This is a genomic window from Ruminococcus flavefaciens 007c (assembly GCF_000571935.1).
GTDB lineage: Bacteria > Bacillota > Clostridia > Oscillospirales > Ruminococcaceae > Ruminococcus > Ruminococcus flavefaciens_F.
The window spans coordinates 40,958-54,363 of record NZ_ATAX01000017.1 but is presented as its reverse complement, the minus strand read 5'-3'; the positions used below and the strand labels follow the sequence as shown (position 1 = coordinate 54,363).

The 13,406-nt window shown below is 50.8% G+C and carries 19 protein-coding genes; 17 read left to right on the top strand and 2 right to left on the bottom strand.

Going from position 1 to position 13,406, the window contains the following annotated elements; genetic code table 11:
* The first annotated feature begins 185 nt into the window (after positions 1–185).
* The 5 genes from RF007C_RS05805 to RF007C_RS05785 all read left to right on the top strand — a co-directional run bounded on the left by RF007C_RS05805 (position 186) and on the right by RF007C_RS05785 (position 2,943).
* Positions 186–1,130, top strand: coding sequence for an amidoligase family protein (locus RF007C_RS05805; protein WP_037298062.1), 945 nt, complete (start codon positions 186–188; stop codon positions 1,128–1,130).
* Between the two features lie 278 nt (positions 1,131–1,408).
* Positions 1,409–1,603 carry a DUF6900 domain-containing protein gene (locus RF007C_RS05800; RefSeq protein ID WP_037298059.1) on the top strand — a complete coding sequence of 65 codons (195 nt, stop codon included), beginning with the start codon at positions 1,409–1,411 and terminating at the stop codon, positions 1,601–1,603.
* 78 nt (positions 1,604–1,681) lie between these two features.
* Positions 1,682–2,146 (top strand): gamma-glutamylcyclotransferase family protein, encoded by a 465-nt coding sequence (locus RF007C_RS05795; RefSeq protein WP_037298056.1) that lies wholly within the window; start codon positions 1,682–1,684, stop codon positions 2,144–2,146.
* Positions 2,143–2,346 (top strand): hypothetical protein, encoded by a 204-nt coding sequence (locus RF007C_RS05790; RefSeq protein ID WP_024860231.1) that lies wholly within the window; start codon positions 2,143–2,145, stop codon positions 2,344–2,346. Before RF007C_RS05795 ends, RF007C_RS05790 begins: the two co-directional genes overlap by 4 nt.
* Before the next feature lie 243 nt (positions 2,347–2,589).
* On the top strand, positions 2,590–2,943 hold the full coding sequence (locus RF007C_RS05785; RefSeq protein ID WP_051456547.1) for a DUF3846 domain-containing protein: 354 nt from the start codon (positions 2,590–2,592) through the stop codon (positions 2,941–2,943).
* 81 nt (positions 2,944–3,024) lie between these two features.
* Here RF007C_RS05785 and RF007C_RS05780 read toward each other — a convergent pair whose 3' ends face one another.
* Complete coding sequence (locus tag RF007C_RS05780) at positions 3,025–3,354, bottom strand: hypothetical protein (RefSeq protein WP_037298054.1); 330 nt, start codon at positions 3,352–3,354, stop codon at positions 3,025–3,027.
* 245 nt (positions 3,355–3,599) lie between these two features.
* On the opposite strand from RF007C_RS05780, the gene RF007C_RS17730 reads away from it, so the two are divergent.
* Together RF007C_RS17730 and RF007C_RS05770 are read left to right on the top strand one after the other, a co-directional pair.
* Positions 3,600–3,962 (top strand): DUF6900 domain-containing protein, encoded by a 363-nt coding sequence (locus RF007C_RS17730; RefSeq protein WP_051456546.1) that lies wholly within the window; start codon positions 3,600–3,602, stop codon positions 3,960–3,962.
* 192 nt (positions 3,963–4,154) lie between these two features.
* The gene (locus RF007C_RS05770; protein ID WP_037298053.1) at positions 4,155–4,499 is read left to right on the top strand and encodes a hypothetical protein; all 345 of its coding nucleotides are present in this window, start codon (positions 4,155–4,157) and stop codon (positions 4,497–4,499) included.
* A gap of 204 nt (positions 4,500–4,703) precedes the next feature.
* Here the strand turns inward: RF007C_RS05770 and RF007C_RS16380 are convergent, their stop codons facing one another.
* The gene (locus tag RF007C_RS16380; protein ID WP_051456545.1) at positions 4,704–5,672 is read right to left on the bottom strand and encodes a hypothetical protein; all 969 of its coding nucleotides are present in this window, start codon (positions 5,670–5,672) and stop codon (positions 4,704–4,706) included.
* Between the two features lie 340 nt (positions 5,673–6,012).
* Between RF007C_RS16380 and RF007C_RS05760 the strand changes: the two genes are divergently transcribed.
* The 10 genes from RF007C_RS05760 (at position 6,013) to RF007C_RS05715 (ending at position 13,404) form a co-directional block, all read left to right on the top strand.
* On the top strand, positions 6,013–6,252 hold the full coding sequence (locus RF007C_RS05760) for a DUF7678 domain-containing protein (protein ID WP_037298049.1): 240 nt from the start codon (positions 6,013–6,015) through the stop codon (positions 6,250–6,252).
* Positions 6,253–6,333: 81 nt separating this feature from the next.
* Positions 6,334–6,807 carry a phage terminase small subunit P27 family gene (locus tag RF007C_RS05755; RefSeq protein WP_037298047.1) on the top strand — a complete coding sequence of 158 codons (474 nt, stop codon included), beginning with the start codon at positions 6,334–6,336 and terminating at the stop codon, positions 6,805–6,807.
* Positions 6,807–8,447 (top strand): terminase large subunit, encoded by a 1,641-nt coding sequence (locus tag RF007C_RS05750; protein ID WP_206537798.1) that lies wholly within the window; start codon positions 6,807–6,809, stop codon positions 8,445–8,447. Before RF007C_RS05755 ends, RF007C_RS05750 begins: the two co-directional genes overlap by 1 nt.
* A 12-nt stretch (positions 8,448–8,459) precedes the next feature.
* A complete protein-coding gene (locus RF007C_RS05745) occupies positions 8,460–9,830 on the top strand; it encodes a phage portal protein (protein WP_037298044.1) in 1,371 nt (456 codons plus the stop codon).
* On the top strand, positions 9,831–10,760 hold the full coding sequence (locus RF007C_RS05740) for a head maturation protease, ClpP-related (RefSeq protein WP_051456544.1): 930 nt from the start codon (positions 9,831–9,833) through the stop codon (positions 10,758–10,760).
* Between the two features lie 54 nt (positions 10,761–10,814).
* On the top strand, positions 10,815–12,071 hold the full coding sequence (locus RF007C_RS05735) for a phage major capsid protein (protein WP_051456543.1): 1,257 nt from the start codon (positions 10,815–10,817) through the stop codon (positions 12,069–12,071).
* Between the two features lie 20 nt (positions 12,072–12,091).
* Positions 12,092–12,370, top strand: coding sequence for a head-tail connector protein (locus tag RF007C_RS05730; protein ID WP_343203229.1), 279 nt, complete (start codon positions 12,092–12,094; stop codon positions 12,368–12,370).
* Positions 12,370–12,735, top strand: a complete 366-nt coding sequence (locus RF007C_RS05725; protein WP_037298042.1) for a head-tail adaptor protein — start codon at positions 12,370–12,372, stop codon at positions 12,733–12,735. Before RF007C_RS05730 ends, RF007C_RS05725 begins: the two co-directional genes overlap by 1 nt.
* Complete coding sequence (locus tag RF007C_RS05720) at positions 12,722–13,090, top strand: HK97 gp10 family phage protein (protein WP_037298040.1); 369 nt, start codon at positions 12,722–12,724, stop codon at positions 13,088–13,090. The genes RF007C_RS05725 and RF007C_RS05720 overlap by 14 nt, the downstream gene beginning before the upstream one ends.
* Positions 13,087–13,404: a hypothetical protein gene (locus tag RF007C_RS05715; protein WP_037298038.1), complete on the top strand. Its 318-nt coding sequence runs from the start codon at positions 13,087–13,089 to the stop codon at positions 13,402–13,404. Before RF007C_RS05720 ends, RF007C_RS05715 begins: the two co-directional genes overlap by 4 nt.
* The last annotated feature ends 2 nt before the right edge of the window (positions 13,405–13,406 follow it).

Here is a 13,406-nt window from a genome sequence, read left to right as displayed (position 1 = left end):
ATTCCATCGTACCCAATATTACCATAGAAAATCAAGTGTGTCAAGAATGTAAAATACACAATCATCAAGGCTGTATTTTCCTCGTATTTCTGTGGTTTTAGCGGCTTGATATATCCTCGGTTTAGAGTTAATATGTGACTACCGAAAGGGAAAACACACCAAAAACCAAACAGGAGGATACCACCATGAACGCAAAGACACAGGCACAGATCAACAGAATGAAGGAGCAGACGATCGGGGTTGAGGTTGAGATGAACAACATCACCCGCAAGGCTGCCGCAAAGCTCGCCGCCGAGTTCTTCGGAACAAACCGCAGCGAGTACACCGCACACCGCAACGGCTACGAAACCTACAGCGCTTGGGACGCGCAGGGACGCGAGTGGAAATTCCAGCGCGACTGCAGCATCAGCGGACCGGACAGCGAAAAGTGCGAACTGGTCACACCGATCCTGCACTACGCGGACATCGAAACCCTGCAGGAGCTGATCAGACGCCTTCGCAAGGCGGGCGCAAAGAGCGACTACACAAGGGGCTGCGGAGTTCACATTCACATCGGCGCAGCGGGACACACACCGCAGAGCCTGAGAAACCTCGCAAACCTGATGGCAAGCCACGAAACGCTGATCGCCGAAGCAATCAAGGTTGACAGCAGCCGAATGAACCGCTACTGCAGAACGGTAAACCCGAATTTCCTGCAGCAGCTCAACAAAAAGAAGCCCACCACGATGGCGCAGCTTGCAGACATCTGGTACGGCGCACAGGGATGCGACTACGGCAGAACCCACCACTACAACGACAGCCGCTACCATATGCTGAACCTCCACGCCACCTTCACAAAGGGCACGATTGAATTCCGCCTTTTCCAGTTCGACAAGCCCGCAGGCGGCAAGCAGAACGGGCTTCACGCAGGCAAGCTCAAGAGCTACATTCAGCTTTGCCTCGCAATGAGCCAGATGGCAAAAGACCTGCGCAGCGCAAGCCCGAAGGAACAGCAGAAAGAAAACAAAAAGTTCGCGATGCGGACTTGGCTGATGAGAATGGGCTTCATTGGCGACGAGTTCGCCACCGCAAGAGAAACCCTGACGCAGAACCTTACCGGCGACAACGCCTTCCGATTCGGCAGACCTTAACCGGTCTGCCGCCACGGGCAAGGGCGGCGAAACAGTCGCCCACAGCGCCCCGTGTGGGGCGGGACGGGTATCCTCCAAGTAACTGCCCCTTTCGGAAAAAGCCCGCACACGGGCGCGCACGGCGCAAACAACGGCAAGGCATATACTACACAAAGAATGGCACATTTTCCCCCGTGATGTTTTGTACATTTAGCGGCTTGCTATTCTCCCCGAAAAGAGTTAATATGTGACTACCGGAACGGAAAACGACCGGAAAAACAAACACGGAGGAACGAGCAATGAGCAACATCGAATGGGGAACGGAAACCGACAAGAAGCTGGAGCAGATCGCAATGAAAGCGGACTACGCACTGGAACAGCGCGGCGGGCTGGACACCCGCTGGAACGACACCGATGACTTCCCGGAGGTGAGCGTCTGGGGCATCCGAGAGATGCTCCGCAAGGCATACGAACTGGGCAAGGCGGAAAAGTAACTGCCGCCTTTCCCCACCTGCCGCCTACGGGCGGCTCAGGGTGGTAGAAGGAGACTTCCTTCGGAAAGGACGATTGACATGGAAAAGAAGTACTACCTTGCCTACGGCTCGAACCTGAACATCCGCCAGATGCGGTACCGCTGCCCCGGCGCAAAGCCCATCGGGATCACGGTGATTCCCGATTACGAGCTGCTTTACAAGGGCAGCAAGACAGGCGCGTACCTGACCATTGAACCGAAGAAGAACGGCATCGTTCCGATTGCGGTCTGGGAGGTCACCGCAGCCGACGAGAAACGGCTGGATGCCTACGAGGGCTGCCCGACCTTCTACTACAAGAAGGAAGTCCGCCTGCCGGTGAAGCTGGCAAGTGGCAAGACCAAGAAGCTGACCGCCTTCGTATACATCATGCATGAGGAACGCAGCCTCGGCATTCCGTCGCTTGCCTACATCCGCACCTGCGAGGAAGGCTACCGGAACTTCGGCTTCGATACCAAGTTCCTCGATGCCGCCTACGAAATCAGCGCAAAGGAGGTACAGCGATGAAAGACCGCAACAACGAGCCGCGCATCTGCCCGAAATGCGGGCAGGCGTATACCGCCCGACCAGCCCTTTCCCGCGTGGATAACAGCCCGATCTGCCCCGACTGCGGAACGCGTGAGGCACTTGAAAGCATCGGCGTCGGACGTGAGGAACAGGACAAGATTCTCGGCATCATCCACGAGAAGTACGAAGGCGAAGAATAAGGCGCACAGAGCCGCCACGTTGCAACGTGTGGCGCGGGACGGATATCCTCCAAACGGTATCCCTTTCGGTAACCAGCCCCACACAGCGCACGTGTACGGCTCTTGTGCGATGTACAATTCAGCGGCATTTCCGCCGCGATGTTTGTCACATTTATTTTGCCGATAATGCTTGATATATCCTCGGTTCAGAGTTAATATGTCACTACCGCAAGAGAAGCGGAATAAACACAAAGGAGCATTCACATGAACATTTTAGTTGTTGAACCGGGAAAGCGCCCCTACGCAAAGGAGATCAGCGGAGAGCTTGACAGCCTGCAGCAGACGGTCGGCGGATACATTCAGGCGATTTACCCCTTCGATGATCCGGTCGCACTGGTGTGCGAGGAGGAAGCCCTCTACCATCCGGAGCAGGAATGGAACCGCCCAATCAAAGGCTACGGTGTCATCAAGGGTACGTTCTTCCTTTGCGGTTTGGGCGAGGATGACTTCACCGACCTGCCGCAGGAGCTGACCGAGAAATACACGGAGTTCTTCCGGCAGGCATACGATTTCGTACTGGTCGGCAACATCCTGATGCCGATTCCTCTCGACGATTGATATTGAACTGCAGATAGGATAATAGGACTGATAGTAAAAAACGGAGGTTAGTGTACCAAGACACATACCTCCGTTCCGCACTCATTTTTCAGTTATTTCAAGTGTTATGTTGTTGCCGAATTTATCTGTTCCTTTAATGATAAGTGTTCTGTTTATCAATTTGAATGCACTATTGTCGGTTGAATAAGAGGATTTAAAACTGTAATTGAAATACTGTGCATCTCCCTCTATGATGATTTCTGCATAATTTCGATTGACATCAATCTGTAAACAAACAAAGAGAATCGCGTTATAATTATTCTTGTCACATGTTGTGCCCAAAACATGGGCCTGATAACGTTCACCACTATTATGACCATATGATGAATACTGTTTCAATATCTCAAATGGGTTTAGTTTTTTCTCATCCATGTTGACCTCCAAGTTGCTCAATAATTTGCTTACATTATATCAAATTGGGAAAGGTCTGTCAAGTGAACTGTGATTTATCAAACCAACTATTTGACTACTACGAAGTAATATACACAACACCCGCCACACATTTCCCACGTATCTTCTGTAGTTTTAGTGGCTTGATATAATGTGCTTTCAGAGTTAATATGGGTACAACGGAAGGGCGGAAAGCCCACCGGAATAAAAACACGGAGGACATAAACATGACCAAGAAGCAGAGAATCGAGGAGAAGATCAAGATGCTGGAGAACGGCATCACTGCCACCGAGCAGATGACCGATGAGGATTGCGCGGAGATCTACGGCATCCCGAAGGAGACCTGCCTGATCAACCTCCAGACAGCCCTCGGCAAGGCAAAGGCGGAACTGCGAATGGCGCACCTCGACAGCCTGACCGGGGTGGATAAGGTCATCACCGGCATCGCCTTCTCCCACATCATAAGCGTGGAACAGCGGGGTGACCTCGAAACCCGCATGAAGGACGACGATGACTTCTTCGAGGTCGCCGTCTGGGAGATCAAGGAGGCGCTCACGGCGGCTTACGAGGCGGGACGCAAGAGCAAGTAAACCAGCGGGCAGCCCTTCTGCGGAGGGGCTGCCGAACCTCATATAGGCGGCATATAATACACAACACCTGCCGAACATTTTTCACGTATCTTCTGTACATTTAGCGGCTTGCTATTATTCGCATTCAGAGTTAATATGTACACAACGGAAGGGCAAAGCCCACCAAAACAACGAAAAGCGGAGGAAAAAACAATGATCAGCTACGGAATGGCAAAGGCAAGAGCAATGGCAGGCAGAGACGACTGGAACGCACGCGAGGCGATCAGAAGCGCCACGATCCTTTGGTACGACACCGAGGATAAAGGCTACGAACTGGAGGTCGAGAACGAGGACGACCTCGACGCAGAAGACTTCAGTGCTTGGGTTGAGGAGAACGCCGACAGCCTTGTGCAGGAAGATGCCGCCGCAAACGGCACGACCTTTGAGGGCATCGAGGATATTGACTACGAAACCGAATGGATCGACGACGATGCACTTTTCGAGGCAGAGTACGCAGACGCCTGCGAAAGCGAATGGGAATGGATGACCGGCAGATAAGCCAAAAGGCAGAACCCCCGAAAGGGGCCTCTGCCTCGTTATGTATTCTGTGATAGTAATAAAGTCTTGCTTAGTGAGTAGTATTCCTACGCTCCTCCAATTTTCTGCATTGCGTTGCTAATGTCAATTATTAAATGGATTGCGAAATTGTTGCTCCTATCATTTATATAATGATTATTCTTCAACCATCCGTATTGATAAATATTAATCTATGTATTTTAATTTTTGATATATATCCTCATTTTTATTAACGATAACTTCTGTCCTATAGTTTTTTGAATTTAAAGAATGCCTATTAACAAAAATATTGCATAATAATTCATGTCCTCCAGCTTCAATGCAAATCTCGTTCATAGACTTCTCCTTGGATTCAGGATGTTCTGCCACATATTTTTGTATAACTTCTGATTTGTCAAAGTTACTTTTGGTCTCATAATAATCTAAGCAAAAAGCTCTATGCATTTCACGGTATGTGCTGTCAGTGTATTTTATAATAAAAATGGATTCTTTCCTCTTTTCTTCATCTATATTTATTATATTTAAATCATCCATTTCTAGTTCCATTCTTAAAGTCGTTGCAGATACTACATATGCATTAAAGATGTCTGAGCCGGCTCTACTATCAAATGTTCTATCATTCATATATAATCTTCCAAGATCAGATGTCTCATCTTTATAATACAAATTAAGAATAAATAAGGCAGCCATTGAAGAAATTAAATTTTCAATAGTTGCGCATTTTAGTGAATTTCGCCTGTCATGCTTTAATGCTTGATACGCCTTTTTCCATTGTGAGCCACTTGATCCCCTCTTATTCGATTTTTTCAAAGGAGTAAGAATTATATTTTCTTCTCTAGTCAAAAACACTTCTAATGCAGAGACTTTTACCTTCTTTTTACTGATGCCCCATTTTTCTTCTAAGAGTCCTAAACAATCCGTATCAAAATATAAGTCTCTTGTTTTTCCATTCTCATCTACTGGGTTCATATTTCCGCCCAATCTTTTATATAATTCTTTTGAAATAGCCTCTATTTCAATTGCGCATCTAATAATTAAATCAGCAATATGAAACGAATATACTTTCAACTGCTCGTCACAAATATTAATATATTCAGCAATTTTTAAAAACTCTCTTTCGATATTTTTATATACCGGCCAATACATATTATCCATAATTAATACCACCAACTCAAATGTGAGCAAAATCATCTCAGATTAATAGAAAACTTTAGTTTTACCCCCAATAACTGTGGGGGATACGAGCCTACCATCTCATATATGTGAGATGATAACCTCACATTAACAGTATATCATTATTCGACTGAAAATACAAGCCCCAAACAGTACGTTTACACGTCTCCTGTGGGCGGGCGTAAAGTACACAAACAAGCGGAAACTACCGCAGAGATCATTGTTATTACTCACACTTGATATATTCAATGTTTAGAGTTAATATGTGTACAACGGAACGGGAAACCGAGCCGAAAACTACGAAAATACGGAGGAAAACATTATGTGGCATGAAGGTACGATCGGAGTCCCGAATGACAACGGAAAGTACACGGTGGTTCACTACTGGGTGAAAGCCTACGACGAGGGCAGCCAGTACGGAATCGAGGGCGGCAGGATCAGCAAACTGACACTGAAGGTCGAGGGCAAGGTCATTTACAACTACGACCGGGGCGAAGATGTTCCGCCCCAGAACGAAGCCGCAGAAATGGCGCTGGCGATCCTGATGCATGAGTACAACTAAAGGCAGCAAACATACATAGAAAGGGCTTGCAAATGCAGGCTCTTTTCTTTATGCACATTTTTACAGGAAGGAGTGATGCGGATGGCTCAGAGAGGCAGAAAACCAAAACCCACTGCGATCAAAGAGCTGGAAGGCAATCCGGGCAAGCGTCCGCTGAATGAGGCTGAACCAAAGCCTGTGAAAAAAGCACCGCCCTGTCCGAAGTGGCTGGAGCCCGAAGCAAAAAAGGAATGGCGCAGGCTATCCAAACAGCTTGAAGCGATCGGTGTGCTGACCGAGGTCGATCAGGCGGCATTCGCATCCTATTGTCAGGCATACGCCCGTTGGAAGGAAGCCGAGGAATTCATGACGCAGCACGGCACGATCGTAAAAACAAAATCCGGCTACTGGCAGCAGGTCCCGCAGGTCAGCATTGCGCAGACCTATCTGAAGATCATGAACAAGATCGCAGAACAGTTCGGACTGACTCCGGCAGCAAGAAGCCGTATCACTGCCGGTGCAGATATGAAGGACGCCGCCGTTGACGATATGGATGCACTTCTGGGAGGCGGCTGATGGCAAGAACAGCAAAAGCAAGAGAAAGACCTGCGAATTATCCGAAACTCACCGATTATCAGCCCACCCGCTTCATGCTGCCGGACTCCCATTACGATGCGGCAAAAGCGGACAGGGCTGTTCGCTTTATAGAAAACCTCTGCCACACCAAGGGCAGATGGGCGGGCAAACCGTTCTGGCTGCTGCCGTGGCAGGAGCAGATCATCCGGGATATTTTCGGTGTTGTAAAAGAAGACGACACCCGGCAATTCCGTACAGCATATGTTGAGATTCCGAAGAAAAACGGAAAATCGGAGCTTGCAGCGGCAATTGCACTGTATCTGCTGTACGCCGACAACGAGCCGTCCGCCGAAGTCTATGGTGCTGCCGCTGACCGGCAGCAGGCTTCCATCGTTTTTGACGTTGCAAAGCGCATGGTGGAAATGACGCCGGCGCTTCTGAAACGCTCCAAGATCATGGCGGCGACAAAACGACTGGTGAACTACAGCAATGTGGGATTCTATCAGGTGCTTTCGGCTGAAGTCGGCACAAAGCACGGTCTGAATGTATCCGGTCTGGTACTTGACGAGCTTCACGCGCAGCCGAACCGTAGCCTTGTGGATGTTCTCACAAAGGGCTCCGGCGACGCACGAACACAGCCGCTGTACTTCCTTATTACCACCGCCGGCACTGACCGCAACAGCATCTGCTACGAATACCACACCAAAGCAAAAGATATTCTGGACGGCAGACGCATCGACCCTTCCTTCTATCCTGTTATATATGGCTTGAACGATGATGACGACTGGAACGCCGAGGAATCATGGTACAAAGCAAATCCGTCTCTCGGGCATACGATCACCATTGACCGTGTCCGTGATGCGCACCGTGAGGCGCTGACAAATCCTGCTGAAGAAAATGTATTCCGTCAGCTTAGACTCGACCAGTGGGTCGGCAGTGCGGTCGCATGGATCCCGGAGCATATCTACGACAGAGGAAATCTACCGATCGACCTTGAAAAGCTACGAGGCAGAGAGTGCTATGCGGGACTGGACCTTTCCAGCACATCGGATATCACCGCTTTTGTTCTGGTGTTCCCGCCGTTGACAGAGGGCGAAAAATACATCGTTGTCCCACACTTCTGGCTGCCGAGAGAAACGCTTGACCTGCGTGTGCGGCGAGATCATGTTCCCTACGATGTCTGGGAGCGCATGGGACTTTTTCATATCACAGAGGGCAATGTGGTGGACTATAACTTTGTTCGTAAAACGATCAACGAACTGCACACCATGTATAACATTAAGGAGATCGCAGCCGACCGATGGAACGCTACACAGCTGATCACAGACCTTGAGGGAGACGGATTTACCGTTGTTCCGATGGGCATGGGCTTCAAGGATATGTCACCGCCGATGAAGGAGCTGTACAAGCTCATACTCGAAGGTATGTTCGTTCACGGCGGCAATCCCGTTCTCAGATGGATGGCAGGAAATGTGGTCGCTGAAATTGATGCGGCGGAGAATATCAAACCGAGCAAAAAGAAAAGTACTGAGAAAATCGACGGCATTGTCGCATGGATCATGGCACTCGACAGAGTGATCCGCCATGAAATGCAGGGCAGTGTCTATGACGAACCCGATCATGACCTGATCGTTCTGTAGGAGGTAATATTTATGGGCTTATTAAGCTGGCTTGGCATCAACAAGCCGAGAGATGCACCGTCATTGCCGGATATCCGGGACAATGTCCGCGATTCCGGTAATCTGTTTGTTTTCGGAATGACGCACAGCGGAGAGCGTGTCGATGAACGAACGGCAATGCAAATCGTGACCGTTTATGCCTGTGTGAGACTGCTGTCAAATACTATCGCAGGGCTTCCGCTGCATCTGTACAGATATACAGGTGCCGGAGAGGATAAGGAACGCGCTACCGATCATCCGCTGTATAAGATACTCTACCGGCAGCCGAATCCCGAAATGAGTTCATTTTCATTCTGGGAGGCGCTGATGTGTCATTTGCTGCTCTGGGGCAACGCATACGCACAGATCGTCCGGGACGGTAAGAACGAGATCCTCGGTCTGTATCCGCTGCTTCCGGAAAACATGGAGATCGACCGCGACCCGAAAAGCGGCGACTTGTTTTACACCTACCATGCATACACCGACGAAAAGCCCGGTGAGCATGACAAGGATATCATTTTTCAGCGGGACGAGATTCTTCACATTCCCGGTCTGGGATTCAACGGACTTGTGGGATTTTCACCCATTGCCATGATGAAAAATGCGCTGGGCGCAGCAATGGCGGTGGAGCGTTACGGCAGCGCCTTCTTCAAAAACGGAGCGCAGCCTGCCGGTGTTCTGGAACATCCGGGCGTGCTGAAAAATCCGGAAAAGATCCGTGAGAACTGGACGAGGGTGTACGGCGGTTCCCGCAATGCGCACCGCATCGCAGTCCTAGAAGAAGGAATGCAGTATAAACCGATCTCGCTGCCGCCGGAGGATTCGCAGTTCCTATCCACAAGAGAATTTGATGTGGAAGAGATCTGCCGAATGTTTCAGGTGCCGCCCCATCTGGTACAGGACCTGAAGCGCAGCACCTTCAATAACATCGAGCATCAGGGCATCGCATTTGTGCAGTATTCGCTCATGCCGTGGATCATCCGCATTGAAAAAGGCATCATCAAAGACCTTCTGCTGGAGGAGGAACAGGATGTATATTTCCCGAAATTCAATGTGGACGGCCTGATGCGCGGCGATTATCAGAGCAGAATGAACGCTTATGCGATCGGTGTCGGTAACGGCTTTATGAGCCCGAATGATGTGCGCAGGCTTGAAAACATGGATCTTATTCCGCACGATCTCGGCGGTGATGATTATTACCTCAACGGCAGCTATAACAAGCTGCAGGATGCAGGTGCCGCCTACGACCTGGACGAGCCGGAGCAGACAGATACAGAGGAACAGGACGAACCGGATGAAGAATCGACCGATGACAGATTCCTGCGGAAAAGGCGCAGGAAGAAAGTACGAAACGGAGGGATGTAAATGCCGAAATTCTGGGACTATATTCACGATGACAGCGGCGGTAGAGTGCTCCGCCTGGAGGGACCGATCGACTCGGATTCGTTCTGGGGCGATGAGATCACGCCGCAGGATTTCAGAGATGAGCTGTATACCGAGGACGGCGACCTCACACTCTGGATCAATTCACCGGGCGGCAACGTCTTCGCCGCTGCAGAGATCTACACAATGATCCGTGACTATCCGCACAATGTCACTGTCAGAATCGCAAGCATCGCTGCATCAGCGGCAAGTGTGATCGCTATGGCAGGCAATACCGTGCAGATGTCTCCCACCGCACTTCTCATGATCCATGACCCGTCCACCATTGCTTTCGGCAATGCAAAGGACATGGAAAAAGCAATTGCAACGTTGAACGAGGTCAAAGAAAGCATCATCAACGCATATGCCGCAAAGACGGGTCTTTCCCGAAACCGCATCAGCAAACTCATGTCCGATGAGACATGGATCAATGCGAAAAAGGCGGTCGAGCTGGGCTTTGCTGATGAGATCCTCTTTGACGAAAAGCCCGAACCGGACAAGAAGGAGGATGATCCTGACGATCCGGACGAGCCTGACAAGCCCGATAAGGAAGGCGGTGACGATGAGGGCGATGAAAAGAAAGAGACCGAAAAGAAGCCGTTCAAGCTGGACACCGGCGATGCCCTTTGGGAGTACAGTACCCGTGTCATGGGACAGACCATTCTGGGAAAGATCACCGCTTCCGCAGCACCGGGAGGCGCAGAGCCGTCCGATGACGGCAAGGCAGATGATGCACAGAAACCTTCCGAGGAAGAGCTGACCGTACCGACAGTTACAGTGCCGGAAATACCTGTGATCGGTATGGACGGCAAAACCGCTGACGGCGCTATGCCGTATGAGATTTTGAAACAGCAGCTTGCTTTTCTGAGATAAGCAGGCTGTATTTTTATGACAGCCGGAGATATCCGGCAGAAACGGAGAAAAGATATGAGCAAGATCATGGAACTTCGCAGCAAGCGTAATACCCTGTGGGAGCAGACAAAGGCATTCCTCGAAAAGCACCGTGGTGAGAACGGTCTCGTGGAGGCTTCCGCAGTGGAGCAGTACAACAAAATGGCCGGTGAGGTGCAGGCGCTGGGCGCAGAGATCGAGCGCCTTGAGCAGCAGGCAGCCCTCGATGCGGCACTTTCCGCACCGACCTCCAAGCCCGTCACCAACGCTCCCTGCACAAAGAATACGCCGCCCACCAACCCGACCGCGACTGACGAGTACAAGTCTGCCTTCTGGGATATGATCCGCAACAAGGGCGATCAGCTTGCAGTCCGCAACGCACTCTCTGTCGGTGAGGACACCGAGGGCGGCTACACTGTGCCGGACGAGTTCGAGCGCAGACTGATTCAGGCACTGGAAGAGAACAACATCTTCCGTCAGATGGCAACGGTCATCAAGACCAATTCCGGCACCCGTAAGATCCCGATTGCGAACGATACGATGGAGGCACAGTGGATCGATGAGGGTGAGGAGATCCCGGAGACCGATACACGTTTCGGTCAGACGACCCTCTCCGCATACAAGCTCGGCACGATGATCAAGATCAGCAACGAGCTTCTGCACGACTCCGCCTTTGACCTCGCATCGTATATCGCTGCACGTTTCGGTGTTGCAATGGGCAATGCCGAGGAGCGTGCATTCTTCACCGGTGACGGCGACAAGAAGCCCCTCGGTATCCTCGATGAGACCGGCGGTGCAGAGCTTGGCGTGACTGCCGCTTCGCAGACAGCGATCACCTTCGATGAGATCTTTGATCTCTACTACAGCCTGAAGTCTCCCTACCGCAGAAACGCACAGTTCGTCTGCAATGAGACAATCCTGCTTCAGCTCATGAAGCTGAAGGACAAGAACGACAACTACCTCTGGAAGCCGTCCCTCGACATCGCAAAGCCGGACACTCTGCTCGGCAGACCGATCCGCACCAGCTCTTTCATGCCCGGTATCGCCAAGGGCGAGCGTGTGCTTCTCTTCGGTGACATGAAGAATTACTGGGTGGCAGACCGTCAGAACCGCACCTTCCGCCGTCTGAACGAGCTGTATGCCCGCACCGATCAGGTCGGCTTCCTTACCACACAGCGTGTGGACGGTCGTCTGATCCTGCCGGAGTCCGTGAAGGTGCTGAAGATGGCAGGTACGAAGTCCAACACCACCGGCGGCGGTACAACCGGCGGTAATACCGGCGGCAACGGCTGATAAGAACGGAGGGCAGATAAGTGAATCTGATCTCACTGCCTGAAACAAAAAACTACCTCCGTGTTGACCACTGTGAGGATGACAAGCTCATCCTCACTCTGATCGATACGGCGCAGCGGCTCGTGATGGATGTGGGACGCATGACCGAAAAACAGTTAGCGGAAAATGAGGAAACCTCCCGGCAGGCTATGCTGTATACTGTATCTTACCTCTATGAAAACCGCAATACTGCAGATTATCATGCACTGACACTGACACTCAGGGCGCTATTATTCGCACAAAGAGAGGGCGTGGTCTGATGGAGATTGGAAAACTGAATCAGCGGATCGCCGTCCTCGAAAATCATGTCAAAAAAGATGCGATCGGAAATCACAAAGCCCGGTGGGAGGAGGTGTTCTCCCTCTGGGCTTCCGTGACGGTATCCAATACCGTGGGCGGTGCAGCTGAGGAAACAAATACCGGAGTGACCAGAGAGATACAAAAGCTGGAGGTCATTATCCGTCAGACCCCGCAGACAAAAAAGATGGCTTCTACCGTATACCGCATCCGCTTTGAAGGTATTGACTATGACATCAAGGGCATTGTGCCGAATTATCAGACGCAGGACTATATGAAGCTGATCTGCGAATCCAGAAAGGCAGGTGCGAAGGATGACATCTATTGACGATCTGGCATCGGAGGTCATGAAGGGACTGACGGAATATGCGGAGCTTGCAGATGCGGGCATGAAACGCGCTGTGAGAAAAACGGCAACAGCGGTCAAAAACGAGATCTCTGCCAACGCCCCTGTGAAGTCCGGGCGCTACAAGCGAAGCTGGACAGCGAAGAAAACGAAGGAAAACAGCCACACACTGGAAATGACCGTCCACAGCAAAGACCGCTATCAGATCGCACATCTCCTCGAACACGGTCATGCAAAGCGCGGCGGCGGACGTGTGGCGGCTATCCCGCATATCGCTCCTGCCGAAGCAAACGGTGCGGATATGCTCGAAACGCTCATTAAAAAGGAGTTATCGTGACCTACGAAGAAATTTCCGAGATGATGCAGGAGATCGGGCTGCCCTTTGCGTATCATCATTTCGCAGAGGGTGAAAGCCCAGATCCTCCGTTCACGCTGTTTCTGTCTCCCGGTGAAAATACATTCAGTGCGGATAATCTGATGTATGTCAGCTTCAAGCGGCTGCATATTGAACTGTACACCGATGAAAAATCCCCGGATGCGGAGGAGCGTGTAGAGGAAGTACTGCATCAGCACAATATTTATTATACAAAATCTGAAACATGGATCGAGAGCGAACGGCTCTATGAGGTCCTGTACACATTGGAGGTATGAAT

Bases quoted from the DNA above. Each gene is read 5' to 3' on its own strand.
- RF007C_RS05760 (WP_037298049.1), top strand. From the start codon at position 6,013: ATGTGGCATGAAGGTACGATCGGAGTCCCGAATGACAACGGAAAGTAC.
- RF007C_RS05805 (WP_037298062.1), top strand. From the start codon at position 186: ATGAACGCAAAGACACAGGCACAGATCAACAGAATGAAGGAGCAGACG.
- RF007C_RS05790 (WP_024860231.1), top strand. From the start codon at position 2,143: ATGAAAGACCGCAACAACGAGCCGCGCATCTGCCCGAAATGCGGGCAG.
- RF007C_RS16380 (WP_051456545.1), bottom strand. From the start codon at position 5,672: ATGGATAATATGTATTGGCCGGTATATAAAAATATCGAAAGAGAGTTT.
- RF007C_RS05800 (WP_037298059.1), top strand. From the start codon at position 1,409: ATGAGCAACATCGAATGGGGAACGGAAACCGACAAGAAGCTGGAGCAG.
- RF007C_RS05740 (WP_051456544.1), top strand. From the start codon at position 9,831: ATGCCGAAATTCTGGGACTATATTCACGATGACAGCGGCGGTAGAGTG.
- RF007C_RS05745 (WP_037298044.1), top strand. From the start codon at position 8,460: ATGGGCTTATTAAGCTGGCTTGGCATCAACAAGCCGAGAGATGCACCG.
- RF007C_RS05750 (WP_206537798.1), top strand. From the start codon at position 6,807: ATGGCAAGAACAGCAAAAGCAAGAGAAAGACCTGCGAATTATCCGAAA.
- RF007C_RS05720 (WP_037298040.1), top strand. From the start codon at position 12,722: ATGACATCTATTGACGATCTGGCATCGGAGGTCATGAAGGGACTGACG.
- RF007C_RS17730 (WP_051456546.1), top strand. From the start codon at position 3,600: ATGACCAAGAAGCAGAGAATCGAGGAGAAGATCAAGATGCTGGAGAAC.
- RF007C_RS05795 (WP_037298056.1), top strand. From the start codon at position 1,682: ATGGAAAAGAAGTACTACCTTGCCTACGGCTCGAACCTGAACATCCGC.
- RF007C_RS05755 (WP_037298047.1), top strand. From the start codon at position 6,334: ATGGCTCAGAGAGGCAGAAAACCAAAACCCACTGCGATCAAAGAGCTG.
- RF007C_RS05735 (WP_051456543.1), top strand. From the start codon at position 10,815: ATGAGCAAGATCATGGAACTTCGCAGCAAGCGTAATACCCTGTGGGAG.
- RF007C_RS05725 (WP_037298042.1), top strand. From the start codon at position 12,370: ATGGAGATTGGAAAACTGAATCAGCGGATCGCCGTCCTCGAAAATCAT.
- RF007C_RS05770 (WP_037298053.1), top strand. From the start codon at position 4,155: ATGATCAGCTACGGAATGGCAAAGGCAAGAGCAATGGCAGGCAGAGAC.
- RF007C_RS05780 (WP_037298054.1), bottom strand. From the start codon at position 3,354: ATGGATGAGAAAAAACTAAACCCATTTGAGATATTGAAACAGTATTCA.
- RF007C_RS05785 (WP_051456547.1), top strand. From the start codon at position 2,590: ATGAACATTTTAGTTGTTGAACCGGGAAAGCGCCCCTACGCAAAGGAG.